Annotated in this window: 20 protein-coding genes and 4 pseudogenes; 8 read left to right on the top strand and 16 right to left on the bottom strand. The window is 59.1% G+C overall.

Going from position 1 to position 25785, the window contains the following annotated elements; genetic code table 11:
• The first annotated feature begins 59 nt into the window (after positions 1-59).
• A complete protein-coding gene (locus tag AU14_RS07645; RefSeq protein WP_041340045.1) occupies positions 60-425 on the top strand; it encodes a histidine triad nucleotide-binding protein in 366 nt (121 codons plus the stop codon).
• Positions 426-452: 27 nt separating this feature from the next.
• Here AU14_RS07645 and phoU read toward each other — a convergent pair whose 3' ends face one another.
• From phoU to AU14_RS07620, 6 genes are all read right to left on the bottom strand, one after another.
• The gene (gene phoU / locus AU14_RS07640) at positions 453-1175 is read right to left on the bottom strand and encodes a phosphate signaling complex protein PhoU (protein ID WP_041340042.1); all 723 of its coding nucleotides are present in this window, start codon (positions 1173-1175) and stop codon (positions 453-455) included.
• 33 nt (positions 1176-1208) lie between these two features.
• On the bottom strand, positions 1209-2096 hold the full coding sequence (pstB, locus tag AU14_RS07635) for a phosphate ABC transporter ATP-binding protein PstB (RefSeq protein ID WP_041340039.1): 888 nt from the start codon (positions 2094-2096) through the stop codon (positions 1209-1211).
• 123 nt (positions 2097-2219) lie between these two features.
• Positions 2220-3380, bottom strand: coding sequence for a PstA family ABC transporter permease (locus tag AU14_RS07630; protein ID WP_236744542.1), 1161 nt, complete (start codon positions 3378-3380; stop codon positions 2220-2222).
• Positions 3373-4362 (bottom strand): phosphate ABC transporter permease subunit PstC, encoded by a 990-nt coding sequence (gene pstC, locus AU14_RS07625; RefSeq protein WP_236744541.1) that lies wholly within the window; start codon positions 4360-4362, stop codon positions 3373-3375. Before pstC ends, AU14_RS07630 begins: the two co-directional genes overlap by 8 nt.
• Entirely contained in the window at positions 4362-4760 is a 399-nt protein-coding gene (locus AU14_RS21115) for a phosphate ABC transporter permease family protein (RefSeq protein WP_236744540.1), read from the bottom strand. Before AU14_RS21115 ends, pstC begins: the two co-directional genes overlap by 1 nt.
• A 142-nt stretch (positions 4761-4902) precedes the next feature.
• A complete protein-coding gene (locus tag AU14_RS07620) occupies positions 4903-5946 on the bottom strand; it encodes a substrate-binding domain-containing protein (protein ID WP_041340038.1) in 1044 nt (347 codons plus the stop codon).
• 196 nt (positions 5947-6142) lie between these two features.
• On the opposite strand from AU14_RS07620, the gene AU14_RS07615 reads away from it, so the two are divergent.
• Entirely contained in the window at positions 6143-6547 is a 405-nt protein-coding gene (locus tag AU14_RS07615; protein WP_041340036.1) for an acyl-CoA thioesterase, read from the top strand.
• A gap of 24 nt (positions 6548-6571) precedes the next feature.
• Here the strand turns inward: AU14_RS07615 and AU14_RS07610 are convergent, their stop codons facing one another.
• Positions 6572-7762, bottom strand: coding sequence for an MFS transporter (locus AU14_RS07610; protein ID WP_041340034.1), 1191 nt, complete (start codon positions 7760-7762; stop codon positions 6572-6574).
• A 196-nt stretch (positions 7763-7958) separates the two neighbouring features.
• On the opposite strand from AU14_RS07610, the gene AU14_RS07605 reads away from it, so the two are divergent.
• Positions 7959-8756 carry an undecaprenyl-diphosphate phosphatase gene (locus tag AU14_RS07605; protein ID WP_041340031.1) on the top strand — a complete coding sequence of 266 codons (798 nt, stop codon included), beginning with the start codon at positions 7959-7961 and terminating at the stop codon, positions 8754-8756.
• 156 nt (positions 8757-8912) lie between these two features.
• Here the strand turns inward: AU14_RS07605 and uvrD are convergent.
• Together uvrD and AU14_RS07595 are read right to left on the bottom strand one after the other, a co-directional pair.
• Positions 8913-11077: pseudogene (gene uvrD / locus AU14_RS07600) on the bottom strand (DNA helicase II).
• Positions 11078-11337: 260 nt separating this feature from the next.
• Entirely contained in the window at positions 11338-12789 is a 1452-nt protein-coding gene (locus tag AU14_RS07595) for an NAD-dependent succinate-semialdehyde dehydrogenase (RefSeq protein WP_041340029.1), read from the bottom strand.
• A gap of 171 nt (positions 12790-12960) precedes the next feature.
• On the opposite strand from AU14_RS07595, the gene AU14_RS07590 reads away from it, so the two are divergent.
• The gene (locus AU14_RS07590; protein WP_041340027.1) at positions 12961-13974 is read left to right on the top strand and encodes a histone deacetylase family protein; all 1014 of its coding nucleotides are present in this window, start codon (positions 12961-12963) and stop codon (positions 13972-13974) included.
• A 4-nt stretch (positions 13975-13978) separates the two neighbouring features.
• Here AU14_RS07590 and thiI read toward each other — a convergent pair.
• A pseudogene (thiI, locus tag AU14_RS07585) lies at positions 13979-15432 on the bottom strand (tRNA uracil 4-sulfurtransferase ThiI).
• Between the two features lie 148 nt (positions 15433-15580).
• On the opposite strand from thiI, the gene ppnN reads away from it, so the two are divergent.
• Positions 15581-16963: a nucleotide 5'-monophosphate nucleosidase PpnN gene (gene ppnN, locus AU14_RS07580; protein WP_041340024.1), complete on the top strand. Its 1383-nt coding sequence runs from the start codon at positions 15581-15583 to the stop codon at positions 16961-16963.
• 41 nt (positions 16964-17004) lie between these two features.
• Here the strand turns inward: ppnN and AU14_RS07575 are convergent.
• A pseudogene (locus AU14_RS07575) lies at positions 17005-17339 on the bottom strand (c-type cytochrome).
• Between the two features lie 162 nt (positions 17340-17501).
• Here AU14_RS07575 and AU14_RS07570 point away from each other — a divergent pair.
• Entirely contained in the window at positions 17502-18605 is a 1104-nt protein-coding gene (locus AU14_RS07570) for an enoyl-CoA hydratase/isomerase family protein (protein WP_041340021.1), read from the top strand.
• Positions 18606-18608: 3 nt separating this feature from the next.
• Here the strand turns inward: AU14_RS07570 and AU14_RS07565 are convergent, their stop codons facing one another.
• From AU14_RS07565 to AU14_RS07555, 5 genes are all read right to left on the bottom strand, one after another.
• Positions 18609-19304, bottom strand: a complete 696-nt coding sequence (locus tag AU14_RS07565; protein WP_041340018.1) for an ankyrin repeat domain-containing protein — start codon at positions 19302-19304, stop codon at positions 18609-18611.
• A gap of 71 nt (positions 19305-19375) precedes the next feature.
• On the bottom strand, positions 19376-19669 hold the full coding sequence (locus AU14_RS21110; protein WP_236744538.1) for a tRNA-binding protein: 294 nt from the start codon (positions 19667-19669) through the stop codon (positions 19376-19378).
• 32 nt (positions 19670-19701) lie between these two features.
• Positions 19702-20088 (bottom strand): GNAT family N-acetyltransferase, encoded by a 387-nt coding sequence (locus AU14_RS21105; protein WP_236744537.1) that lies wholly within the window; start codon positions 20086-20088, stop codon positions 19702-19704.
• 32 nt (positions 20089-20120) lie between these two features.
• On the bottom strand, positions 20121-21527 hold the full coding sequence (locus tag AU14_RS07560; protein WP_236744536.1) for a tRNA(Met) cytidine acetyltransferase TmcA domain-containing protein: 1407 nt from the start codon (positions 21525-21527) through the stop codon (positions 20121-20123).
• Positions 21527-21904 carry a DUF2237 family protein gene (locus AU14_RS07555; protein ID WP_041340016.1) on the bottom strand — a complete coding sequence of 126 codons (378 nt, stop codon included), beginning with the start codon at positions 21902-21904 and terminating at the stop codon, positions 21527-21529. Before AU14_RS07555 ends, AU14_RS07560 begins: the two co-directional genes overlap by 1 nt.
• A 186-nt stretch (positions 21905-22090) precedes the next feature.
• On the opposite strand from AU14_RS07555, the gene AU14_RS07550 reads away from it, so the two are divergent.
• Together AU14_RS07550 and AU14_RS07545 are read left to right on the top strand one after the other, a co-directional pair.
• Positions 22091-24409, top strand: coding sequence for an ATP-dependent helicase (locus AU14_RS07550; RefSeq protein WP_041340013.1), 2319 nt, complete (start codon positions 22091-22093; stop codon positions 24407-24409).
• Between the two features lie 155 nt (positions 24410-24564).
• A pseudogene (locus AU14_RS07545) lies at positions 24565-25703 on the top strand (OmpA family protein).
• Positions 25704-25785: the final 82 nt, after the last annotated feature.

Genomic DNA, 25785 nt, shown 5'->3' with positions numbered 1-25785 from the left:
GCCGGAGACACAGCACTATTTACGCTCACGAGCAAACCCAGCATCATTCAGGAGCCACCATGTCAGAAACGCTGTTTACCAAGATCATCAACCGGGAAATCCCGGCAGATATCGTCTACGAAGATGACATCAGCCTGGCATTCCGGGATATCAACCCCCAGGCACCGGTGCACCTGCTGGTGATCCCGAAAAAAGCCATCGCCACCATCAACGACATCGGTGAAGACGACCGCGAACTGGTCGGCCACCTCTACTGGGTCGCTGGCAAACTGGCTAAAGAGATGGGGTTCGCCGAAGACGGCTATCGTACGGTGATGAACTGCGGGGAGAATTCAGGGCAGACGGTGTTTCACATCCATCTGCACCTGCTGGCTGGCAAACCTATGGGCTGGCCGCCCTACACCGACCGGATGAAGCAGGCGTAGTCTGAAAAAACAGGGACTGAGTGGGGCTTAGCGCCCCACCACCCGCTCGGCTTCTTCGACCGAGGTGTGACGGACGTCCTCGCCCTTCACCATGAAGATCACATTCTCCGCGATGTTGCAGGCGTGATCACCAACCCGCTCCAACGCGCGCAGCACCCACATCACTGACATGCAGCGAGAGATGTTGCGCGTGTCTTCCATCATGAACGTCAGCAGGGTCCGGGCCGCGGCCTGATACTCTTCGTCCACCCGCTTGTCTTCCTTCATAATCCGCAGCGCCTGCTCGGAATCAAGACGGGCAAAGGCGTCCAGCGCATCGTGCAGCATGGTCAGAACGTGCGTGCTGATATGGCGCACTTCCACATAGCCACGCGGGGCCTGGCCTTCCTCTGACAGCTTGATTGCCAGTTTGGCGATCTTCTTGGCCTCGTCACCAACCCGCTCCAGGTCTGCTACCATCTTGATGACCGAAATCACCAGGCGCAGATCCCGCGCAGTCGGCTGCCGGCGCGCAATGATCAGGGTGGCTTCCTCGTCGATGGCCACTTCCATCTGGTCGACACGCTTATCCTTGGCCCGAATCTCTTCGGCCAGGTGACCATCGCTGTCCATCAGAGCCTGAATGGCGTGCTCGACCTGGGATTCGACCATTCCGCCCATTTTCAGGAACTCGGTTTTGAGCTCCATCAGTTCGTCATTGAACTTGTGGGAAATATGATCCCCGTAAACATCGTCCTTCTTTATAGGCATACGTTTGTTCTCCAATGTTCCTCTGCGCCGGGATCAGCCGAAGCGACCGGTAATGTAGGATTCAGTCAGTTCGTGTTGCGGCGAAGTAAATACCTTGTTGGTCTCGTTCACTTCCACCAGGTGCCCAAGGTGGAAGTAAGCCGTGCGATGGGAAACCCGAGCAGCCTGCTGCATGGAGTGAGTCACGATCACAATGGTGTAACTCTCGGACAGCTCGGCGATCAGTTCTTCAACTTTTGCCGTAGCGATCGGGTCCAGTGCTGAACAGGGCTCATCCATCAACACCACTTCCGGATTAACGGCGATGGCGCGGGCAATGCACAAACGCTGCTGCTGACCACCGGACATGCCGGTGGCATTAGCCTCCAGCCGATCTTTTACCTCTTCCCACAGCCCCGCCTTGCGCAGGCTGTTTTCCACGATTTCATCAAGGTCGGCCTTACGGTTGGCAAGGCCATGGATCCGGGGGCCGTAAGCGACGTTGTCATAGATCGATTTCGGGAACGGGTTAGGCTTCTGGAACACCATGCCCACCCGAGCACGCAGCTCCACCACGTCGCGCTTGGAATCGTAAATATCCTGACCGTCCAGCTGCAAAGAACCCTTGACCTTACAGATTTCAATACTGTCGTTCATCCGGTTCAGACAACGCAGGAACGTGGACTTGCCGCAGCCTGACGGCCCGATAAACGCCATGACCTGGTTCCGGGCAATGTCCAGGCTGATCTTCTTGATGGCCCGGCTTTCACCATAGAACACTTCAACATCGCGCAAGGAAAACTTGGCATTGTCTGCGAACGGCTTGCCGACGGTCTTGCCTTCCTCAATTACAGTATCAGCGGGCTGACTCTCTGCCACCGGTGCGACTGAGTCATCCTCGGAGGGCACTTCATTGGCGATACTTTGGTTCATGCTATTCATCTCAATTCTCCTTACCACCGGCGTTCGAGGCGTTTGCGCAGCCAAATGGCCAATGCATTCATACTGATCAGGAAGGCCAACAGCACCATAATGGCGGCTGACGCACGTTCAATGAAAGCCAATTCAGGCTGCCGGCCCACAGGAACACCTGCACTGGCAAAACCGTTGCAGAGTCGAAAAATCCACCGGGCACATCGACGATGAAAGCACCATGCCAATAAGGAGTAGCGGCGCTGTTTCACCCAGGGCCTGGGCCATACCGATAATGGAGCCGGTAAGCATGCCCGGCATGGCCAGCGGCAGCACGTGATGCAGCACCACCTGCATTTTCGAGGCGCCGATTCCTTCCGCGGCTTCCCGAATGGAGGGCGGCACACTCTTGATCGCGGCCCGGCTGGAAATGATGATGGTGGGCAGGGTCATGAGTGTCAGCACCAGCCCGCCGACCACCGGCACGGAGCGCGGCATCCCGAACAGGTTAATGAACACCGCCAGACCGAGCAGACCGAAGATAATCGACGGTACCGCCGCCAGGTTGTTGATGTTCACCTCGATGAAATCGGTGAACTTATTCTGGGGCGCAAACTCCTCCAGATAGATGGCCGCGGCAACACCAATCGGGAACGACAGGATCAGGGTGACGAACATCGTCAGCAGGGAGCCGACAATGGCACCCAGGATGCCCGCCTTGGACGGATCCCGCGAATCACCACCGCTGAAGAAGGTGTCGTTGAACGAGGTATCGATCGCGCCGCGCTCACGCAAGGTCTCAACCCAGGTTTTCTGCCGGTCGTTGAGCTTGATTGAATAGGCGGCATCACCGGCGTGTTTTACATACACGTCGACGTCGGTGTGGGACAGGAAGGTCAAGGTCCGGGTGGTGTTCAGCCAGTCCGGATTTTCCTTCAAGGCGTCACGCAGGGTCACCGAAGCATAGGGGTTGATCAGCCCCCGAACATCCTCACGATCCTCTTCTGTGGCACCTGGAATTTCCTTGATCAGCGCCTGCACCAGCGGCTCGACAAAGTCTGCCATCTTGAGCTGGCGACTGTCGGTCGGATCGTCCAGATACATCATGTCCCCATCCAAGTTCACCTCCATGGTGATGGTGGTTTTCATGAAGCCGGTGTAGCCCTTACCGATGATATCGGTAAACAGGATCACCAGCGCCGACAGGGCGATACCAATGGCGAGGATGCCGTAGGCGCGGAATCGACGCTCCTTGCGATACCGGCGTTTGAGCGACTGGCGGACAATCTCCGCCTGTGAACGTTGGTCAGTCATACTGTTCCCGATATTTGCGCACGATTTTCAGGGCTATTACGTTGAGCAGCAGGGTAGACAGGAAGAGCATGGCGCCCAGTGCAAAGGCAGCCAAAGTCTTGGCGCTGTCGAATTCCTGATCCCCGGTCAGCAGGGTCACAATCTGCACGGTCACGGTGGTGACGGTTTCGAGCGGGTTTGCGGTCAGGTTTGCAGCCAGGCCAGCGGCCATCACCACGATCATGGTTTCGCCAATCGCCCGGGACACCGCCAGCAAAACGCCGCCCATGATGCCCGGCAAGGCAGCCGGGAAGATGACCTTTTTCATGGTCTCGGACTGGGTAGCACCCAGGGCCAGCGACCCATCACGAAGTGTTTGCGGCACCGCGTTGATCACGTCGTCCGACAGCGAAGACACAAACGGGATGATCATGATGCCCATGACACCGCCTGCAGCCAGCGCACTCTGGGAAGACGCTTCAATGCCAAGGGAGGCGGCAAGGTCGCTGATGAACGGAGCCACGGTGAGCGCGGCGAAGAAGCCATAAACCACGGTAGGAATACCGGCCAGCATTTCCAGCAGCGGCTTCACCACACCCCGGACTCTCTTGTTGGCGTATTCCGACAGGTAGATCGCCGACAGCAGACCAACCGGTACCGCCACCACCATGGCAATGGCTGAGATCAGCAGGGTGCCGGTGAACAGCGGAATCATGCCAAAGGCGCCCTCGGCGGCCACCTGATCCGCTCGCAGGGCGGTCTGAGGGCTCCACTGGGAACCAAAGATAAATTCGGTAAACGGAACCTTGCCGAAGAACCGGAAGGTTTCAAAAGCCACTGAGAAGATGATGCCAACCGTGGTCAGGATAGCCAGGGCGGCACAAGCAAAGAACAGCCACTTCAGGATGGACTCGACCTGGGACCGGGCATTAAGCCGTGGCCGAATCCGCAACCAGCCCAAGAACCCGGCAAGTACCGAGACTGAAACCACGAGAGTCGACATCAGCAACCGGCTTTGCGCCCGCAATGCTCCAGGCGTTCCGCCGCTTCAGCGATTGGCGCTTCTACGAAGCCGGCCGGCAGGGCGCCGCTGGCGACGTTGCTGATTTTGCTGAGCAGCAGGCTGGCCTGGCCTTCGGTCTCGGGAATCAGTTCCGGCGGCAATCCGCCAACAATGATGAGCTGAATCACCTTACCCTGAAAAGCGGCCCAGCAGCCGAGCACGATCAGCGCGGGGATACCGCTCCACAGCGCAGCACGCGCGCCATAGTAGAACGGCAGGGATTTCAGATGACGAATGCCGCCCAGTGGCGCCGCCAATGACCGTGACCGGGCATACCCCAGACCATAAGCCACAACGGCGAACACAAGGGTGAGCAATAACAAGTTAGCCGGTTGCATGAAAAATCCTGTCTACGACCTCAATTAGGCGCCTAGTTTACAGATTGGAACAGCTCGTGACACCAGATGGTCTTCCTGAACGTGCGAAAGGGTGCGGGCCCTTTGAGGACCCGCACCCTTGCTTAATCCCGATTCCTTCGGGTTACTTCAGTTCTTCCATGGCCAAGTTAGGCATGTTCTCTGACTTGTCCATCAGATTCATCAGCTGGTCCCGCGGCGGGACGATCAGACCAACGTCCTTCAGGTAGCCGTTCTGGCCCATGGCGGCGTTGCTGGTGAACTCACTAACGTATTCCTGGATACCCGGAACCACGCCAACGTGCGCCTTCTTCACATAGAAGAACAGGGAACGAGCTACCGGATACTTGTCAGCAGCGATATCTTCGGCGGTCGGAACCATGCCGTTCAAGGTAGCAGCCTGCAGACGATCTGCATTTTCTTCCAGGAAGCTGTAACCAAACACACCGTACATGTCCGTATCGCCGATCAGTTTTTGCACGATCAGGTTGTCGTTCTCACCAGCTTCAATGAAGGCGCCGTCTTCACGGACGCTTTCACAGATAGCGCCGTGCTCATCTTTGCCCAGGTTTGCCGCTTCAGGCAGTTCGTCGCAACCCGCGGCCAGTGCCAGCTCGTTAAAAGAGTCACGAGTACCAGAGGTCGGCGGCGGACCCATTACACGGATCGGCTTGTTTGGCAGGCTGGAATCAACATCGCTCCAGTTCTTGTTCGGGTTGGCAACCCACTTACCATCGACCGGCACCTTGGAACCCAGGGCCAGGAACAGCTGTTTCAGGGTGATGTCCAAATTCTCGGCATCTTTGGAGCTGGCGATAACAATACCGTCAGAACCAATACGGAATTCGGTGATGTCAGTTACGCCGTTCTTCTGGCACAGCTCATACTCTGACGTCTTCATCCGACGTGAAGCGTTGGTGATGTCCGGGTGCTGGGTACCGATACCCTGACAAAACAGCTTCATGCCACCACCGGAACCGGTTGATTCAAGCTTCGGGGTTTTAAAATCAGTCTTGGTGCCAAAGCGCTCAGCAACAACCGTCGCAAATGGGTAAACGGTAGAAGAACCGACGATGCTGATGGTGTCACGAGCCATGGCAGGTGCGGACATCGCGGCTACAGAGCCAGCCAGTGCGAAAGTTGCGAGTGTTTTGTTCAGTTTAATCACGTTGAGTCTCCAAGATCGGTTGGACAATTTGTATGAATGAACTTTGCCGATGAGTGAAGAATAATGAAGCTCTATGACAACTTTGTTACAGATACGGAAATATAGTCGGAAAAGTGCAAATCTGCTTGCAGCCCTAGCTAACGCCGCTAACATGCGGGATATAACAATTCGAGACTTAACACCAAGGCAGACTTCCATGACGGCTTTAGACGATGACAAACCCACCCCTCGCGGTGAGTTGACCCTCCAGATTGTGCCCCTTCCCTCTGACACCAACCCCAACGGCGACGTGTTCGCGGGCTGGCTGGTCAAACAGATGGATATCGCTGCCGCCACCATGGCCGGCCGCATTTCCCAGGGTCGGAACGCGACTGTGGCGATGGATCGCATGGAATTTCTGTCACCGTTGCGCGTGGGTTCACAGGTAGGCTGCTACTGTGAGGTGGTGGAGATTGGTCGGAGCTCCATGAAGCTCCGGGTGGAAGTATGGACTCGGGACCGCACTGCCAAGCACCCGCGCAAGGTTACCGAGGGCATGTTCGTTTACGTGGCGATTGACGAGCACGGCCGCATTCGGGAAGTGCCTGAACAAAACCTCTGACCCGAGCTTAGTCGCTACTCAGTCTCAGCCGGCCAGTTTCCGGGCGCGGCGCTCTGGCGCCGTCAGTGCGAGCAACCCGAAAACTGGCCCGGGCAGCAGTAGGCACACCACCCAAACGCCCTGGAATTCCCACAGCCAACTGGTCAGCCAGATCGCAGGCAGAGTCACGCCAAAGCCAATGGCGTTCATGACCGCCAGCGATGACCCCACGAAGGCTTGTGGCGCCCGAGCCGCTGCCAACGCTGAGAACTGGGGCGAATCGGCCACCACCGCAACACCCCACACCATCAATAACAGTGCCAGCAGGACTGGGGAAAATCCGGATAAAAACGGGTAAATCAGACAAACCAGCCCCGATGTCGCCAATGCCATCCGTGCCACCCACTCACTACCCCGTCGCCGACTCAGCCAGCCACCGCCAATACAACCGGCCGCGCCCGAGGCGATGATGGCGAAGGCGAACCAGGGCAGGAAATCATCTCCCATACCCAAGCGCGCCAATTCACGCCCGGCCAACAGGGGCACCAGTACCCAGAAGGCATAGAGCTCCCACATATGACCGACATACCCGCCCACAGCCGCCCGAAACTTGGGCGCTCGCAGAGCAGCCAGTCCCTGCCTGAGGGGCACGCGGCCAGCGCTCTTGGGCAAGTGAGGCCCTTCACCCAGCAGAAATACCAGGGCACCGCCGACCAGCGCCAACCCGGAGGCCCCAAATAACGGCCACTGCCAGGGCAGCCCCAGAGTGGCTCCGCGCATCAGATGCGGCAGCGCGGTGCCAAGCGTGAGCATGCCTACCAGCCACGCCAGTGCCACGCCGGCATGCTTTGGCGTCCATGCAATGACCATTTTCATGCCCAGGGGGTAGATGCCCGCCAAACAAAGCCCGGTGGCGAATCGCAATAACAGATCGAGTGGCGGGTACGAAGCCACCAGAATAAAGCCGCCGTTCACCAGTGCCCCGAGCAGACTGGACAACGCAAAAATATGGCTGGCGCCGAACCGGTCGGCCAGGCCGGTAACCGCAAGCGTCAGGGTGCCGGCAATAAAGCCGGCCTGCACCGCCAGGGTCAGCAACCCGAGATCGGTCTCACTGAGCCCCAGCTCCTGTGAGAGCGACAACCAGACACCATTCACGCTGAACCAGAGCGAGGTTCCGAACAACTGGGCAAGCACGATCACGGCCAAAGGGTAACGACGAAGCAGTGCAATCATAGAGTCCGATCTTTAATGTTGGCCGGCGAGCGCCAGCCTATGGTCCTTAAAAACCCGACCATACCCTACTTTGTGTGCTGAGTGCTCGCGCCTGGCTCCTCCAGGCTCGCCGGGCCGGACTGTTCAGCCCCCGGGTGCCCTGCTACTATCCGTGCCTGCTTGTAACACTGCCCCAGTCAGACAACGGATTTGCCATATGGATGCTTTTCAGGCCCTCTTTCTCGGCCTTTTACAGGGACTGACCGAATTCCTGCCGATCTCCAGCTCCGCTCACCTGATTCTGACACCAGCATTTTTTGGCTGGACCGATCAGGGCGTGGGATTTGATCTGTCGGTACACCTGGGGACTCTGCTGGCAGTGGTGCTCTACTTCCGACACGACGTGTTCGGCATTGCCCGGGACGGATTGCTGTCGGTCACCCGGCGCAAGCTGGTCGGCCAGGGCGCGCTGGCACTTTATCTGGTGATAGGCACCATCCCGGCCGGTTTGGCGGGTCTGGCGTTGCTGGACATGATCGACAATGAACTGCGGGCCGTGGAAGTGATCTTTACCACCACCCTGGTGTTCGGCCTGCTGCTGGGCATCGCCGACTGGCTGCCCAAGCGCCAGCGCACCCTGGACCAGCTGAACTGGAAAGACGCCATTGTGGTCGGCATCGCCCAGGCCATGGCTCTGGTACCCGGCACCTCCCGCTCCGGCGTCACCATCACCGCCGGCCTGTTCCTGGGCATGACCCGTCACACCGCCTCACGGTTCTCCTTCCTGCTGGCCATTCCCATTATCGTGCTGGCGTCGGCAGTTAAACTGCTGGAAGTGGCCACCTCGGATATCATCGTCGACTGGAGCGGCTTCCTGCTCGGCGGCGTGACGTCCTTTATCATGGCCATCACCGCCATCCACTTCTTCCTGAAATGGCTGAACACCGTTGGCATGTGGCCGTATGTGATCTATCGAATCGTTCTGGCGGGTGTGATTTACGCAGTCTTAATGTGAGGTCTTAAGCTCGGCCTTGGGGAAGCAGGCATCGGGTAAAGCTCCCCAAAACCCGCTCAAGCACGTCCATGTGACGCTTGAGCTCCGCCATCCATGGCTCCGCACAGTTTTGGGAAGCTTTACCCGACGCCTGCGCGATCTCCGAATAGCCCGAAACTAGCAGGCTTCCAAAGGCGCATACGCCAGCACCAACCACTTGGCACCGTCGTCAAAGTTCACCTGCACCCGGGTATGATGCCCGCTTCCTTCCGAATTCATCACCACACCCTCGCCAAACTTCGGATGCCGTACCCGCTGACCCAGGCTAAACCCGGACTGTTGGGCGGAATCCTGGCTGAACATGCTCTCATTGGGGCGTTCCAGCATCGCCGGGCGCGTGACGGTATTGCGCAGCCGGACTTCCTGTAGACAGTCGGCAGGAATTTCACGCACGAACCGGGACAGCGCGTTGAACTTTTCCTGGCCGTATAAGCGGCGGGATTCAGCGTAAGTGAGCACCAGCTTTTGCATGGCACGGGTAATACCGACATAGGCCAAGCGGCGCTCTTCTTCCATGCGTCCCGGCTCTTCCAGCGACATGCATGGGGGAACAAGCCCTCCTCAACGCCAGCCAGGAACACCATCGGGAATTCCAGGCCCTTGGCGGAGTGCAGCGTCATCAGCTGAACACTGTCCTCATGGGCCTCCGCCTGAGCCTCGCCCGCATCCAGGGCGGCTTGGGCAATGAACTCGGCCATCGGGTCGACACCGTCTTCTACCTCGTAATCCGACAGCGCGTTAACCAATTCTTCCAGGTTCTCCACCCGGGCCTGACCTTTCTCGCCCTTTTCACTGGCGTGGTAGTTCTTCAGGCCGCTGTCTTCGATGGTCTGCTTCATCAAGCCATGCAGGCTGGCATCGCCCACCATGCCGGACAGACCCTCAATGATCGAGATAAAGGACTGCAATCCGGTCTTGGCCCGGCCTTTAACCTGACCGGCTTCCAGTAGCCGTTCCGCCGACTCCCAGAGCGAAATGCTCTGTTCAGTCGCATATTCCCGCAGCTCAGCCAGGCTCTTGGCGCCTATGCCCCGGGGCGGGAGGTTTACCACCCGTTCGAATGCGGCATCGTCGCGGCGATACTGGACCAGGCGCAGGTAGGCCAGCGCGTTACGGATTTCCTGGCGATCATAGAACCGAAGGCCGCCGTAGACCCGGTACGGAATACCCTGGCGCATCAACGCTTCTTCCAGCACTCGTGACTGGGCATTAGAGCGATAGAGAATGGCCGACTCACTACGCAGGTTGCCGTCCTGAACCCAGGCGGAGATGCTATCGGCAATGTAGTTAGCTTCGTCCTGCTCGTTAAAAGCGGCATACAGGCTGATGGGCTCGCCGTCAGGTCCGTCGGTCCACAACTCTTTGCCCAGCCGGCCCTGGTTATTGGCGATCACCGCGTTGGCCGCCTTCAGGATCATCTGTGTGGATCGGTAATTCTGCTCCAGCCGCACCAAACGGGCATTGGGGAAATCGCGCTGGTACTGCTGGATATTCTCAACCTTGGCGCCGCGCCAGCCATAGATGGACTGGTCATCATCACCAACGACCGTCAGCGGCACCTGCTGGCTAGCCAGCACCTGCAGCCAAGCGTACTGAATGGTGTTGGTATCCTGGAACTCGTCCACCAGAATATGCTGGAACCGCTTCTGGTAATGGGCGAGTAGTTCCGGTCGGTGCAGCCAGAGTTCGTGGGAGCGCAGCAGCAGCTCCCCGAAATCCACCAGGCCGCCCTGCTGGCACAGGGTTTCGTACTGGCGATAGATCTTCAGCATTGTTGAGGTGAAGTGATCGCCCGGATTATCCTGAATGTGGTCCGCCCGCAAGCCTTCATCTTTCTGGCTGTTGATAAACCATTGCGCCTGCTTGGGCGGCCACTTGCTCTCATCAATCTGGTTTTCCCGCATTACCCGCTTGACCATCCTCAGCTGGTCGTCGCTGTCCAACACCTGGAAGTTCTCCGGTAACCCTGCGTCCTGCCAATGTGAGCGCAGCAATCGGTGAGCAATGCCGTGGAAGGTGCCGAACCAGAGGCCACGAGCCGGGATGTCCATCATCTGTTCGATGCGGTAACGCATTTCCTTGGAGGCCTTGTTGGTAAAGGTCACCGCCAGGATGCCAGTCGGCGGCACCCGGTCCACCGTCATCAACCACGCAATTCGATGCACCAGTACCCGGGTCTTGCCACTGCCGGCCCCTGCCAGCACCAGCAGGTGATCGTTCTGGGCGGTGACGGCCTCGCGCTGGGCATCATTGAGAGGGTCGATTATGTGAGAGACATCCATAGGAAAACGTTCGCTACTGGTTAAATAAACAGGAGTGGAAGTATAACAGGAGAAAAAGGGGATTTCCGCGAGGGGCGAAAGTTCCGATAAGCCATCACCGAGTGTCAGAAAAAGCGCGGGGGAACGTCTCCTTCAGGACTGTGTGTGGCCAGGGATGGCCACACCCAAGCGCACATGGATGTGCTCGTAGCGTGTCCTGAAGGGGACGTTCCCCCGTGCGACAGCTCAATACTTAAGGGCTGCCAGCTTCTGCTTTTAGGTTAAAAACCGCGCGGCACCGTCTGCGCTTCGACAAACTCGAACAGACCTTCCAGGCCGCCTTCGCGACCAGTGCCTGAGGCCTTCATGCCGCCAAATGGCGCTTCCGGCGTGGGACCGGTACCGGTATTCCAGCCGCAGTGGCCAAAGCGCAGGCCGGCAGCCACGCGCTGGGCGCGCTCGGCGTCACCGGTGAACACGTAAGAGGCCAGACCGAACTCGGTATCGTTACCGGCTTCGATAACTTCCTCTTCGGTGCGGAACAGCGCCATCGGAACCAGCGGCCCGAAGGTTTCCTCGCGGTAGCAGCACATATCCCGGGTGACGTCGGTAATAACCGTCGGCGGGAAGAACAGACCATCACCCAGATCGCCCGGCTGCTTGCCGGCCACCAGGCTGGCGCCCTGCTCGAGCGCGTCTTCCAGGTGCCGCTTCACCTTGTCGAAACCGGCCTTGTTGATCAGCGGGCCAAGATCGACATCACCGTTGATGCCATCGCCCACGGTCATCTTGTTCACGCGCTCGGCGAGTTTTTCACCGAAGGCGTCGGCCACCTTTTCATGCACGAAGATACGGTTGGCACAGACGCAGGTCTGGCCACCACCGCGGAACTTATTGGCGATCAGGTTATCGGCGGCGGCGTCCAGGTCGGCGTCGTCGAAGACGATGAACGGTGCGTTCCCGCCCAGTTCCAACGCCAGCTTCTTGACCTGATCGGCGGTGTCGACGATCAGTTTCCGGCCCACTTCAGTGGACCCGGTAAAGCTCAGCATCGGCACGTCCGGGCTCTCGCACAGCACCTTGCCGATCACGCTGGCCTTGCCCATCACCAGGTTAACCATGCCATCAGGCATGTCGGTGTGCTGGTCCATAAGCGTGAACAGGGCAATCATGGTCAGCGGTGTCTCACTGGCCGGTTTGATCACCGACGGGCAGCCCGCCGCCAGCGCGGCTGACAGCTTCTTGGCGATCATACCGATCGGGAAGTTCCAGGGCGTGATCAATCCGGTTACGCCCACCGGGCGGTAGTGAACCGTCCAGGTGCAGTCTTTCGGCTTTTCCGGAATGGTGTGGGCGTCCAGCGCCTGAATGTGCTTGGAGCAGTAATCGAAGAATCCCGCTGCGTAATCCACCTCACCCTGGGCTTCGTGCAACGGCTTGCCGTGTTCCATGCACAGAATCCGGCCGACCTCTTCCTTGTTCGCCTTCAGCGCATCCCGGATGTCTTCCAGCCACTTGCGGCGGGTTTCGATGGAGTAGGGGCTGGTCAGGCGCAAAGCCGACTTGCCAGCAGCAACGGCATCTTCCACCTCGGATTCCGACATGGAAGCGACTTTTGCGATCACATCGCCCGTCGCCGGATTGAACACATCAAAGGTGTTGCCCTGTGCATTATCCGTCCAGCGACCGCCGATATAGCCATTGAGCTTTTCCAGCAGTGGTGACTCGATCATCTTGGCTCCTCTTTCTGTCAGTAGCCATATCCTGCGGGACACAGTTGCGTAGGTTGAATATGTCTTCCATAGTGGATGCTGAATCACTGGCTGTAAAGTCGATGGCCGGGCTTTTAATCGCCCTCTGAGGCACCCACACTCAGGGGCTTGTAGAACCTAGGAGGTCAGCTAATGAAAGCGTTTTTCCATCCTGCCCAGGATCAGCATATTCCGCAGACCTACTTCACTCGCGGGCAGATGCGCCAGCCGCAGGAGGTACCCGATCGCACCGGTCAGATGCTGGAAGGCCTGAAGGAGATGGGGATTCCGGTTCTGCAGCCGGCCGACCAGGGCGCCGCGCCGATCTCCAAGGTGCACGACCTCGGCTACCTGCGCTTCCTGGAATCGGCGCATCGGCGTTGGATGAAGATGGACGACTGGGGCGAGGAGGTGATTTCCAACATCTTTGTTCGGTCACCGAACCACCTGACCGGCATCCTGGCGGAAGCCGCCCGCTACCAGGCCGACGGCAGCTGCCCCATTGGCGCCAATACCTGGAATGCCGCCTACTGGTCTGCACAAACCGCACTCGGAGCCGCCGACGCCCTGATTGCTGGTGATCGTACCGCCTACGCCGTGTGTCGCCCGCCAGGCCACCACGCCCGTAAGGACGCCGCCGGCGGTTTCTGCTACCTGAACAACGCCGCCATTGCCGCCGAGCACCTGAAGACCCGGTTCCCGCGCATCGCCATCCTCGATACCGACATGCACCACGGCCAGGGGATTCAGGAGATTTTCTACGATCGCAGTGACGTGCTGTACATCTCGATCCACGGCGACCCGACCAATTTCTACCCGGTGGTGACCGGCTTTGAAAACGAGCGCGGAGAAGGCGACGGCTTCGGTTACAACATCAATATGCCGATGCCCCACGGCGCATCGGAAGACGATTTCTTCGACAAGCTGGACGAGTCACTGGCGGCGCTCAAGCTGTACCAGCCCGACGTGCTGGTGCTCGCACTGGGCTTCGATATCTACCAGAACGACCCGCAAGCTAAGGTTTCGGTCACGTCGGAAGGCTTTTGCCGGCTCAGCTCCCACATCCGCCAGCTGGGATTACCAACGCTGGTGGTGCAGGAGGGCGGCTATGATCTGGAAACGCTGAGCGAAAACGTCCAGCAGTTCTTCAAGGGTCTTGCCGGCTAAAGGCTCAGGAGGCGGGCGCGTAAACCTTGATGTTGGCGTGCCCTTCAGACTTCAGATGGCCGGCGTGCATCCGGCTCATGGCTCCGCGGTCGCAGTACAACAGGTACTGGCGGTCGCCGGGCAATTCCGCAACTCTCTGATTCAGCTTATAAAACGGAATTTTCATCACCTCGTTATTGGTCAGCTTCAGCGGTGATTGTTCGCCCTCGAACGGGTGACGGACGTCGATAATCACGTCCTCCACTCCCGGCGTTTCCACCAGCTCGACATCTTCTGGCGTGGTGGTGGTATCCAGCAGGCGGCTGATGGCCGTTTCTTCACGAGCCTCGACCGCGCTGGCCAGAACCGCTGCGTCCATCTCTTCCTCATCCGCTTCGACTTTGTGCAACTTGGCGCGGGTCGCCGGCTTCTGGGAGATGACCCCGCAGTACTCCGGCATGTTGCGAGCGAATGACTCGGTACCAATCTCACGGGCAATGTTGATGATGGTTTCCTTGTCCATGGACACCAGCGGGCGCAGAACAACCTCGTCACTGGCGCGATCCACCACGTTGAGGTTACTCAGGGTCTGACTCGAAACCTGGGCCACCGCATCGCCGGTCACCAGGCCAATGGCGTTGTTCTTTTTTGCGATCTCGGCGGCCGCTTCAGCATCTGGCGCTTCAGTACCACGCCCCAATGGCGGTGATTGACCGAACGCATGATTTCCGCAATCACGCCATCAAACGGCACTGAAATAAACTTGGCACTGTGGGACGCGCCATACTGCTCCCACAGGTAATGCACCACTTGGCGCACCCCCACCTCGTGGGCAGTACCGCCGAGGTTGAAGAACAGGAAGTGACTGCGCAGACCTCGACGCATCATCAGGTAAGCGGCCACCGATGAGTCGTAACCGCCGGAAATCAACGTCATCACGGTTTCGACGCTGCCCAGGGGATAGCCGCCGAGCCCGCGGTGTTTGCGGTGGGCGATGTGAAAGTGGTCATCCTGCACCTCGATCCGCACTTCCACATCGGGCGATTTCAGGTTCACGCCTGCGGCCTCGGAGGCCTGCATCAGAGCCGAGCCGACAATCCGCTCCAATTCACTGGAGCGGAATTTGTGGTCGCCGTGCCGACGGACCCGAACTCCAAAGGTCTGCCCTTTCAGCCGCTCGGCAAACGCTTCCACCGCCTTGTCCGCGATGTCATCAAGATCCACAAACGGGAACACGCCAATTTCCTGAATGGTGGAAATCCCGGGAATGCGCAGCAGGGCGTCCAACACCATCCCGGACAAACCGCGATCATCGGGAAACTCAACCGTTACCCGGTCCCAGGTGCCCTCAACTACGATGGCACTATCCAGCCGAGCCAGTAGCTTTCGGATATTCTGCCGCAGGTGCCGCATCTGCTGTCGGCGCACCGGCTTGCTCTTGATAGCGACTTCTGGGGCGGGACGAATAAGTAATTTCATAATCGGAATATTGTCGAGTGGCGTATAAGGTTTAAAGCACTTAGTCTACCTTTTAAATACCATGCCTCAAAATCAGGCATAGCCGAGACACCGGCCCGTTTGGCAACCTTCCCCGCCCGGCCGGCAACATTCAGGAGTTGTTTCGTTCATGCAAGAACCCACCATCAATGCTTTGGTATCACCAGAAGGCAGCCTTGAAATTCTCTCCAACCATGAGGTGAATCGCCTTAAGGACCGAAGCGAGGGCGGCCTGTACAGATTATTCCGCCAATGCGCCCTGGCGGTCCTCAACACCGGCGTAGAAACCGACGACTGTAAGGCCCTGATGGAAGCCCACGCAGACTTTGACGTGCACCTGGTGCCGCAGCCGCGCGGACTGAAGCTGGAGCTGGTCAATGCGCCGGCCCACGCCTTTGTCGACGGAGAAATGCTGAGAGCCATCCGCGAGCACCTGTTCTCGGTGCTTCGGGACATCATCTATTCCCACTCGATTCCCCAGTCTGCCAGCGGTTTCCGCCGCGACGATCCCGAGGACCTGACCAACCTGGTGTTCCACGTGCTGCGCAATGCCCGGGTTCTGGAAGCCGGTCGTCAGCCGGATCTGGTGGTGTGCTGGGGTGGTCACTCCATCAGCCACGATGAGTACCAGTACAGCAAGGAAGTGGGACACCAACTGGGCCTGCGTGGACTGAGCATCATCACCGGCTGTGGCCCCGGCGCCATGAAAGGCCCGATGAAAGGCGCCACCATCGCCCACGCCAAGCAACGAGTGAAGAACGGACGCTACATCGGCATCACCGAACCCGGCATCATCGGTGCCGAGGCGCCGAACCCGATCGTCAACGAGCTGGTGATCATGCCGGACATCGAAAAACGGCTTGAAGCCTTTATTCGTTGTGGCCACGGGGTGATCGTGTTCCCCGGCGGCGTGGGCACCGCTGAAGAAATCCTGTACCTCCTCGGTATTCTTCTGCACCCGGACAACGCCGACCTGCCCTTCCCGGTGGTCTTTACCGGCAAGCAGGAAAACGCGGAATACTTCGAAATGATCGACAAGTTCATTCGTAACGCCCTGGGCGACGAAGCGGCCAAGAAGTACGAAATCATCATTGATGATCCGGTGCGGGTAGCCCAGACCATGAAGAAAGGTATGAAGGATGTGGAAACCTTCCGGCGTGCCATGCAGGACGCGTACTACTTCAATTGGATGCTGAAAATCGATCCGGTGTTCCAGCTACCCTTCCACCCCAATCACGAAAACATGCGTGACCTGGAATTGCACCGCGACCAGCCGGTACACCTGATTGCAGCGAATCTGCGCAAAGCCTTCAGCGGCATTGTTGCGGGTAACGTCAAAGAGGATGGTATTCGTCAGGTTCAGGCCCGGGGACCGTTCGAAATCGCCGGCGACCCCACGCTGATCAAACCCCTGGAAGCCATGCTGGCTCAGTTTGTGGCGCAGAACCGGATGAAGCTGCCCGGCTCTTCGGCGTACCACCCCAGCTATCGCATCGTCAGTGAGGCGGATTGAACCGCCACACTGACCGTTAAACAGCCCTCGGTGGAGCGGCCTTACTTACCGCCATCCGCCGGCAGGCTGGCGAAATAGGCCGCCAGATTGGCAATGTCCGTGTCGCTCAAAGCCGCGGCTTGGCCCTGCATGATGGCGGCCTGACCACCGGTGCGCTGCTTGTTCTTATAGGCTTTGATAGCAGCGACCAGGTATTGTTCGTTCTGGCCCGCCAAATTCGGGTAAGTCGGAATCTGGCAATGCCATTCTGGCCATGGCAGGCAGCACATACGGCGGCCTTGGCCTTACCTGCGGCAGCGTCAGCCGCAGTGGCGAAGCCCGGAATGGCGGCACTGAGCGCAAAAATTCCCGCAACGGCGTAGTGTTTCAGTTCCATTGTCTTTACCCTCTCTTCTTCGTTTTTGGTTTTTGCCCACCGGTAGTGGATACTGGTTTTATAACCTGCTGTGTTCTTATAACACAGAGCACGGCCCAGCCAAACGCGTTAAAACAATAGCTTTTGCGCCCAGATGATTCTCGAACACCGGAGACTCCCTCAATGTCCATAGCAGTTCAGGAACTTGAATGCCTGGAAGGCCGAATTGGCCTGCTGACACTGAATGCCCCCGCCTCACTCAACTCGCTCACAGAGGCCATGGTCAATGACCTCCAATGCGCCCTCGACGGCTGGGCGGAGGACGACCAGATCTGCCTGGTGGTGCTGCAGGGCGAAGGGGAGCGAGCGTTTTGCGCCGGTGGCAATATCCGCAAGCTGTACAGCGCTATCCGTGGCGCTGGCGAACCCGATGCACCGGCACGCTTTTTCACCAATGAGTACCGACTGATCGACAGCTTGCACCGGTTTCCGAAACCAGTGGTGGGCGTAGCCCACGGTGCGGTCATGGGTGGTGGTCTCGGACTGTTGTCGGCCTGCCGCTACCGGCTGGCAACGCCGGACGTGACCATGGCCATGCCCGAAATCTCGATTGGACTGTTTCCCGACGTCGGCGCCAGCTGGTTTCTGAACCGCCTGCCGGGCCGGATCGGTCTTTTCATGGGCCTGACCGGGGCGCGGCTGAACATTACCGACAGTATTCGAATTGGCCTCGCCGACATGGTGTTGCAGCCGGAAGACCGCGACCTCATGCTCCGCACCTTGCAGGACCAACGCTGGACCGGCCAGGCAGCCGCAGATGACAACCGTCTGTTCCGGCTGTTGAGCCAGATGCATGCTCCGGACTATCGCAGCCTTCAGCGCAGCAATCTGGAGCAGCACGAACAGCACATTGCCCGGCTGAGCGCAGGTGATGAACTGCCGGAAATTGTCGACCAACTGCTGTCAGCGGAAATCGACAGCGAATGGTGGAATGCCTGCATGAGCAACCTGCGGAGCGGCTGCCCGGTTACGGCCTGGCTGGTTTGGAGCCAACTCCAAAAAGCCCAGCAAATGTCCTTCAAGGATGTGCTGCGCATGGAATTGGCGATGGCGATGGAATGCACTCGGCGCCCGGATCTGCCGGAAGGCATTCGGGCGCGATTGGTGGACAAGGATCAACGACCAATCTGGTCGTACAACTCGGTTAGCGACGTTCCCGCCGAGGTAGTGGAGGCACACTTTCAACCGGAATGGGACGACCAGACCGACCCCATGCAGCTCGGCTGAGGCTTAGTGCCTGGCGCCCGCCTGGACCAGCAACATATCAAGATCCTGACTGTTGTTGGCCCGGGCCACATCCAGCGCCGTGCGGCCTTGCGGCGACCGATAGTTCACATCAGCGCCTGCGGCCAACAGCATTTCTGCGGTCAGCAGGTCGCCACTGCCAACAATCTTCATCAGCAACGACTCACCGCCCTGACTGACATTAACGTTCGCCCCCGCCGCCAGCAGTACCTTCACCACGGACAAATGGCCCTGCTCAGCGGCACGCATGACCGGGCTATAGCCATCAGCGTTGCTGGCATTAACCTGGGCCCCGGCCGATAACAGTAATTGCACCAGACGCCGACTCCCCTGCGCCGACGCCACCATCAACGGCGTTTGGGCACCCACTGCAGCCAAATCCGGCGCCGCCCCCTCCGACAGCAGATACCAGACAATCCGATCTTGTTTGGCCGCAACCGCAGCCATCAGTGGCGAGCCGTTTTCGGTCAGAGTATTGAGTGATTCACCCGCTTCAGTCAGTGCCGCGACCCGATCCAGGTTTCCAGAGGCGGCTGCCGCCATCAACGGCGTGGCGGCAATGGTAGAGGTTTCCTGGGTCAGATTGGTGGGTTCAACGGAGGTGGCGCAGCCGGACAGCCAAGCGAAGATCACAACACAGGACAACAACAGACAGCGGGAGTAGCCGGTTCCCTTGGCCATAACAAACGGTCTCAATCGGTTTGGAGTGAGCCTATTCTGGGCAGCGGCGCGGCAGAATTAAATCGAGCGGGTCACAACTCCGGGCCGTTTTGCAGAAGTTGACGAACCAATGCCCGCAGTCGATCTTCTCCATCGCGCTGCCCCAGACACAGGCCCTGCCCCTGCAGCGTCGGCCAGCTCTGTTGTTGCTGGACGGCAGCAATCCACAGCGGCAATTCGTCCTGGGCTTCCAGCCAGGAGGCCACGCCCGACACGGCACAGGTCTTACGCAGGACAGGCAACGAGAGCAGAAAGCCACGATGGCCATGGGCAAAACTGTGCAAGTCTCGCCGGTCATCGTCACAGAGACGACTGGTGGCAGGCAACTGAGCACTCAGGGCTGCCGCCAGCCGGGCATTCAGCGCCGGCCAGGCAACGGCAGCAAGGTTGGCCAGTGTTCGGCCAGGCGTTGCTGCAGGCGCGCAACCAGCTCCTGGCCGACAGCACTGAGGCCGTCCAGCATCTGCAGCGGATACTCGCCGCTGCTAGCTTCCTGATTCAGGCCCAGGCGCACCGGGACCAAATCGCAGGCACGCCAGAACTGCAGCAATTCCTCACTGCCACCAAAGCTGGTGCCAAGCGTATCCAGACCTTCCTGCATGACGGCCTGCCTTGCCGCAGCCACCAACCGGCGGCCAACACCCAGCCGACGAGCCTGGTCAGCCACAGCAATCCGGGTAATTCGCAAGCATTGCTGACTGGCTGCTTCCGGGAACCCGCTGTGACTGGCCAGCGATTGCGGCAACAGGTGACCACGAAGCCGTCGTTGACCCAGGGTTACCTGTTCCGCCAGTTCAGGCTGAGGCCACCCTCAATTACACCCCAGAGAATTCCCACGGTAGTATTACCAACCCGGGCGCGCCAACTGCGCACAGCTGTCGCATCCAGCCATTGCCGGAGATCCGCTGGCGTAGTGCGGTAGTGCGCGTCCACCAACAACCCGAACGCCTCCGACAATTGTTGATCGTCCAAGTGCCGGGGCTCAATGGGTTCGATAATGACGTCGGCTGCGTCCAAGGTCTCGGGCGCCAACTCAGGACTTTCAGCCGCCAGCAGGAACAGGCGGGAGATTAACGGTTCCAGGGCATCGGTGGCGGACCAGCGAATCGGAGCGCTAAGAGTCATCGCTTGCCAGTGCGGTGTTTCCCGATCCAGAACCTGCCGGAAACGAATGGCGAAACCACGGCCGGCACCCTCATAGCCATGCACGGTGGACGCAAAAGCCACCCGTGGCCAACCCAACAAAATCTGCTTCAACAGCGGCGCTGGCAGGGCTGCCGCCTCATCCACCAGCACCACCTCGGCTTCCGGCTTCTCCGCCAGCAGATCCCGAGCAGCCAGGAACCGCACGCCGCCACCCGCACGGGTTTCGAGTGTCGACGCTGTTACTGTGAGGATATCGTCGCCAAGGCTGTGCTGGGCGTGGCGAAACAGTGTCGCCACATTGTCCCGAGACGGCGCAGTTACCAGAATCTGGCGCCGGCCCTGGCGCAGCAATTCGGCCGCGGCCATCCCCAGGGCTGCGGATTTACCACGGCCCCGGTCCGCCGTGACAACCACTGGCCGGCGGCGCCGCCCCAGACCAAACCGCACCAATCGATCAATCAGATCACGCTGATCATCGGTCGTCTGCACGGAAAATGGCTGATCCGGTTCCGCCAGCACGGGCAGAGCAACTGACGCCGACTGGCCAGGTTTTACCCGAGTTACCTCTGAGTCAGCCGCCAGCAAATCCGCCATTCGCGCGGCAAAGGGATGCTCAGGAAGGTCATCCAGACCGGTTCGGGCGTAATCCGGATCGGGGAAATTCGACCACTCATCCAGGGGCGGCATCAGCCAGAACAGCAGGCCTCCCGCCTTCAGCGTGCCCGACAGAGCGGCAAAGGCATCTGGCGGATTGCCGTGCCAGCCATCCCAGACCACCACCGAAGTCTCACGGCCCAGCCATTGCCGAATTTGCTTGGATGCGATGGGTGTTAATGCTGAATCGGGCCGATCCGCGTCAGCCCCCACCCAGACACCAGTCTCCTTGGCCAGCGCTGGCAACAGCGTCGCCAGCCAGCTCAGAGCCTGGGCGCGCCCACCCTCAATCAGCACAAGACGGCGCTCACCACGCCGCACCAGCCCACGCTGGAATAACTGCCAGGCGCCGAGTTCCTCAGCCGTGAGCACACCCGGAGTCATTAGCTGAGATCCACCGAATGACGTTTCAGGTCGTTCAGTTCGCACATTTCCAGAGTAGCCTGATGAGTCGCCCTCAACCGCACCCGCGGGGCGGCGCCGGCTTCAAAGGCTTCCTGCCAGCGCGCCGCGCACAGGCACCAGCTGTCACCTTCCCGCAGGCCAGGGAAACCGAATTCTGGCCGGGGTGTGCTCAGGTCGTTGCCCTTGGCTTTGGAGAATTCAAGAAACGCATCGGTAACCACCGCGCATACGGTGTGAAAGCCCAGGTCGTCTGGTCCGGTGTTGCAGCAGCCGTCACGGTAGAACCCGGTTTTCGGATCGGTGCCACAGGTTTCCAGGGTTTCGCCAAGTACGTTGACGGATTCGGATATTTGCATGGGTTTGTCCTCTATCTCCAGAAGTGAGCAGGCTTTTGGTTCGGCTTTCCAAAACTGTGCGGAGCCATGGATGGCGGAGCTCAAGCGTCACATGGACGTGCTTGAGCGGGTTTTGGAAAGCGAACCAAAAGGCTGCGACAGGTCCCGGAGTTGTAGTTAAATGACTTTGAATAGGTTTTTTCAATTATGCGGGACGGGTACCCGCTCTACCAGTTGGCCAGTACAATACGCCCTATGCCAACCAAACCCCAACACGCCGCCCTCGATCTGCCAGATTTTCTCACCGACGAGCAACGGGCGATCATCACCGCCGGTTACGAGCACTCCGTTATCACCGCCGTAGCTGGTAGCGGCAAGACCTCCACTCTCGCCTGGCGCATTCGCTACCTGCTGCAACAAGGCCACGATCCGGATCGCATGCTGGTACTGATGTTCAACCGCAGCGCGCGGGTGGATTTCGGACGCAAACTCCAGGAGGTCTGCCACCAGAGCGGGCTGGCACTGCCGGAGATCCGCACCTATCACGCCATGGGGTTACGGCTGTACAAACGATTCGTCCGCGAGGGCTACCTGCCGGGCTTTTCAGACAAGATCCTGACCGAACAGGAAATTAGCTTCCAGGCCTGGCAACTGACCCGCCGCCTGGCGCCCGAGGACCTGGCCGACGAGATTCGCCGCAACAAGAAGGATTTCGTGGAAACCGCCACCGGCTTCATTGATCTGGTGAAAACGACCTTGTCGCCAGCGGAAATCGTGTTCGAAGAGCTGGGGTACGCCGACAAGCACCGATACCTGATCGACCTGTTCCACAGCTTCGAACAATGGCGCAAAAGCCAGAGCCGCATCAGCTACGCCGACATGCTCTACGAGCCGGTGATGGCAATTCACCAGAATCCGCCACTTCAGCGGTTGGTGGGTAACAAGATGGACCTTATTCTGGTCGACGAGTATCAGGACACCAACGAAATCCAGCATCTGCTGCTGCGCTATGTGGCCGGTGACCGGGCCCGGGTCACCGTGGTTGGCGATCCCGACCAGACCATCTACGAATTCCGGGGCGCCAAGCCGGAATTCATCCTGAAACGGTTCAGCGACGAATTTGAGAGCCCGCTGGAGCAGACGCTCAGCTACACCTTTCGCTACGGTCACCGAGTAGCCCTGCTGGCCAATCATCTGATCTGCCACAACACCGGTCGCAAAGATGTGCTGTGCCACTCTCACCCCTCAACACCCGCCACTGAAGTGGAGCTGCACCGGGTCGACAGTGACAGCGACGCCGTTGTCCGGATTCTGCAGCAGACACCAGAGGCAAACCTCAGCGACACCGCCATTCTGTTCCGGGTCTGGAGCCAGAGCGTGCCGATCGAGCTGAAACTGCTGGCCCGGCAGATTCCTTACCGCATCGACGCCGGCAAGGGCGCCCTGTTCAGCCGGGAGGTTCAGGCCATCATCTCCGTGCTGATGGTAGTGACCGGCCGATTGAGCAACCTGCCTGACACCGACCGGCTCGAGGTAGCACGACAGTTACTGCGTTTCCCGCACGTGGGCCTGAAAGAACCGGAACTGGAACAGCTGGCCCGTTTCCTGTCCGGCTTCGCCAACGACTGGCACGAACGCCTGCTAGCCATGGACTACGACGCTCTGTCACCCATGGCCGGTCGCAAGCTTCGAAAACTCGGCGAGGTACTGGCCCAGCTGCGCGATTACAAGGGCCCGGTGGCCGGACTGATCAGCGGGTATGCCGAGCACACCGACCTGTACGAAGGCATTCGCAGCCTGGCGTTGACTCACGAGAGCGCCGAGGAACGCATCGACACCGTGCATGGTTTCCGCGAGTACCTGAAAAGTCTGGATGTGGATGCCAATGGTGCCCTGGATCATCTGAAAACATTGAAACAGCAGGCGGGCGAGAACCAGCAGGGCGGTGTTTTGCTCTCCACCATTCACCGCACCAAGGGGCTGGAGTGGCCACGGGTGATCATCCCCGGCCTGCAGGAAAAGTACCTGCCTTACAGTCCAAGGGCCGAAGACGACGCCCGGGCGATCCTCGAAAGCGAACGGCGCCTGCTGTACGTCGCCATGACCCGTTCCCGCCAGCAGTTACACCTGCTTAGCCGACCGGTGAGTGCCCAACCCCACCTGGAGGGCGATCAGGGCCCGAGCCGGTTTGTCGAGGAATTCTGCTTCGATCTGGCCCACGAACTCGGGCGCCTGCTTGATGAAGGCAACCACAAAACGGACAGCGCCATCGAACTGTCGGCTCCGATCACGCCCGTGAGTCTGCGTTACGCCGAACGGGAGGGCATCTCCCTGAACGGCTCTGAAGTAACCCAGACCGACTCCACAAGCGTGCTCTGGCACCGACAACGCCTGAGCCACGCCATCTTCGGTGCCGGCAGCGTGGTCAGCGAAGACGAAAGCGCCTTCGAGGTACGCTTCGACAACGGCGACACCCTGAACTTCAGCAAAAAGAGTGCTCACCTTTATTTTTCGCCTTTGGCCTAAAACGACTGAAACCAATCCGACTTTTATTACGTAAAAATAATGAGTTTCGAATGCGCGCGCACAGTTAAGCACTAAAATATGCGGCAGGTTTATGCCAAACTGCGCCCGCTTCGCACCTGCGAACTCAACTCAAAAAGTCGGACAGGAGGTTCTGCATGAGCATCATGCGATCATGTGCCATGGCTGCGGTTGCCGCCACGTTGGTCACGCCAGCTATAGCCGAAGAACGCCGGGACACGATTTACATCAACCCCTTTGCGGGATTTCAGTACTTTGATGACAAACGGTCCCTGGACGAGAGCGCCACTTACGGTTTTGGCGTTGAATACCGCTTCCTGCCGCACTGGGCGATTGAGGGCGTGTACTCTCGCGCCAACGCCGACCATAAATACGGCAGCGGCGATTCCGATTTTGAAGAAGTTCGTGTGGACGGCACCTACTACTTTGCCGGTCCGGAAGAAAAATGGAACCCTTACGTATCGCTCGGTGCCGGGCATGCTGATTTCGGTAACGACTCGTCCCGCATGGGCACCTCCGGCAGTAACCACGATGAAACACGCGTGAACGTGGGTACCGGCGTGCGATACAACGTCACAGACAAATTCTCGCTGCGCGGGGATCTCCGTGAATTCCACGGTATCGACGAAAGCACATTCGACACTCAGGTTTCGCTTGGCTTCAGCCTGGCGTTTGCCCGAACCACAACATCCCCCTCTCCTGCTCCGACTCCTGCCCCGGTTCCCGCGAAGCCTGCAGATAGCGATAACGATGGCGTGATCGATAGCCGTGACCAGTGCCCCGGCACCAAGGCTGGCATAGCGTGAACACTGCCGGATGTGAGCTGGACGCTGACAACGATGGTGTCGTCAACAGTGCCGACCAGTGCCCGAACACCACTGCCGGAGCGGATGTCGATGCGACCGGTTGCGAAGGTGTGACTGAAACCATTGAAACTTTCGAGGTAGAGGTACAGTTTCCGACCAACAGCTCCGTTATTGGCAACAAATACGATAATGAAATTCGTCGCGTAGCCGATTTCGTGAAGGCCCACCCCGAGACAGTGGTAGAAATTGGTGGCCATAGTGACGACCGTGGTGATGCGGACTACAACCAGACGCTGTCCAAACGCCGCGCCCAAGCCGTTGCTGATCGTCTTACCGACGCGCTCGGCATTGATCCCGAGCGCGTTACCGCAGTGGGCTACGGTGAAACAGAACCCGTAGCGAGCAACACCACCGCCGAAGGCCGCGCAGCCAATCGCAGGGTGGAGGCGCGCATCCAGGTACAGCGTTAATGCGCTAACATCTCAGCAACTAAAAAGCGCTCACTACCCTGGGCGCTTTTTTTGCTCACCACGACCGTTCTTTGATTTCTCA

The organism is Marinobacter similis (assembly GCF_000830985.1).
Taxonomy (GTDB): Bacteria; Pseudomonadota; Gammaproteobacteria; order Pseudomonadales; family Oleiphilaceae; genus Marinobacter; species Marinobacter similis.
The sequence above is the reverse complement of the archived record's forward strand: the minus strand, read 5'-3'. Positions and strand labels throughout refer to the sequence as shown.

Bases quoted from the DNA above. Each gene is read 5' to 3' on its own strand.
- AU14_RS07645 (WP_041340045.1), top strand. From the start codon at position 60: ATGTCAGAAACGCTGTTTACCAAGATCATCAACCGGGAAATCCCGGCA.
- phoU (WP_041340042.1), bottom strand. From the start codon at position 1,175: ATGCCTATAAAGAAGGACGATGTTTACGGGGATCATATTTCCCACAAG.
- pstB (WP_041340039.1), bottom strand. From the start codon at position 2,096: ATGAATAGCATGAACCAAAGTATCGCCAATGAAGTGCCCTCCGAGGAT.
- AU14_RS07630 (WP_236744542.1), bottom strand. From the start codon at position 3,380: ATGACTGACCAACGTTCACAGGCGGAGATTGTCCGCCAGTCGCTCAAA.
- pstC (WP_236744541.1), bottom strand. From the start codon at position 4,362: ATGTCGACTCTCGTGGTTTCAGTCTCGGTACTTGCCGGGTTCTTGGGC.
- AU14_RS21115 (WP_236744540.1), bottom strand. From the start codon at position 4,760: ATGCAACCGGCTAACTTGTTATTGCTCACCCTTGTGTTCGCCGTTGTG.
- AU14_RS07615 (WP_041340036.1), top strand. From the start codon at position 6,143: ATGACGGCTTTAGACGATGACAAACCCACCCCTCGCGGTGAGTTGACC.
- AU14_RS07610 (WP_041340034.1), bottom strand. From the start codon at position 7,762: ATGATTGCACTGCTTCGTCGTTACCCTTTGGCCGTGATCGTGCTTGCC.
- AU14_RS07605 (WP_041340031.1), top strand. From the start codon at position 7,959: ATGGATGCTTTTCAGGCCCTCTTTCTCGGCCTTTTACAGGGACTGACC.
- AU14_RS07595 (WP_041340029.1), bottom strand. From the start codon at position 12,789: ATGATCGAGTCACCACTGCTGGAAAAGCTCAATGGCTATATCGGCGGT.
- AU14_RS07590 (WP_041340027.1), top strand. From the start codon at position 12,961: ATGAAAGCGTTTTTCCATCCTGCCCAGGATCAGCATATTCCGCAGACC.
- ppnN (WP_041340024.1), top strand. From the start codon at position 15,581: ATGCAAGAACCCACCATCAATGCTTTGGTATCACCAGAAGGCAGCCTT.
- AU14_RS07570 (WP_041340021.1), top strand. From the start codon at position 17,502: ATGTCCATAGCAGTTCAGGAACTTGAATGCCTGGAAGGCCGAATTGGC.
- AU14_RS07565 (WP_041340018.1), bottom strand. From the start codon at position 19,304: ATGGCCAAGGGAACCGGCTACTCCCGCTGTCTGTTGTTGTCCTGTGTT.
- AU14_RS07560 (WP_236744536.1), bottom strand. From the start codon at position 21,527: ATGACTCCGGGTGTGCTCACGGCTGAGGAACTCGGCGCCTGGCAGTTA.
- AU14_RS07555 (WP_041340016.1), bottom strand. From the start codon at position 21,904: ATGCAAATATCCGAATCCGTCAACGTACTTGGCGAAACCCTGGAAACC.
- AU14_RS07550 (WP_041340013.1), top strand. From the start codon at position 22,091: ATGCGGGACGGGTACCCGCTCTACCAGTTGGCCAGTACAATACGCCCT.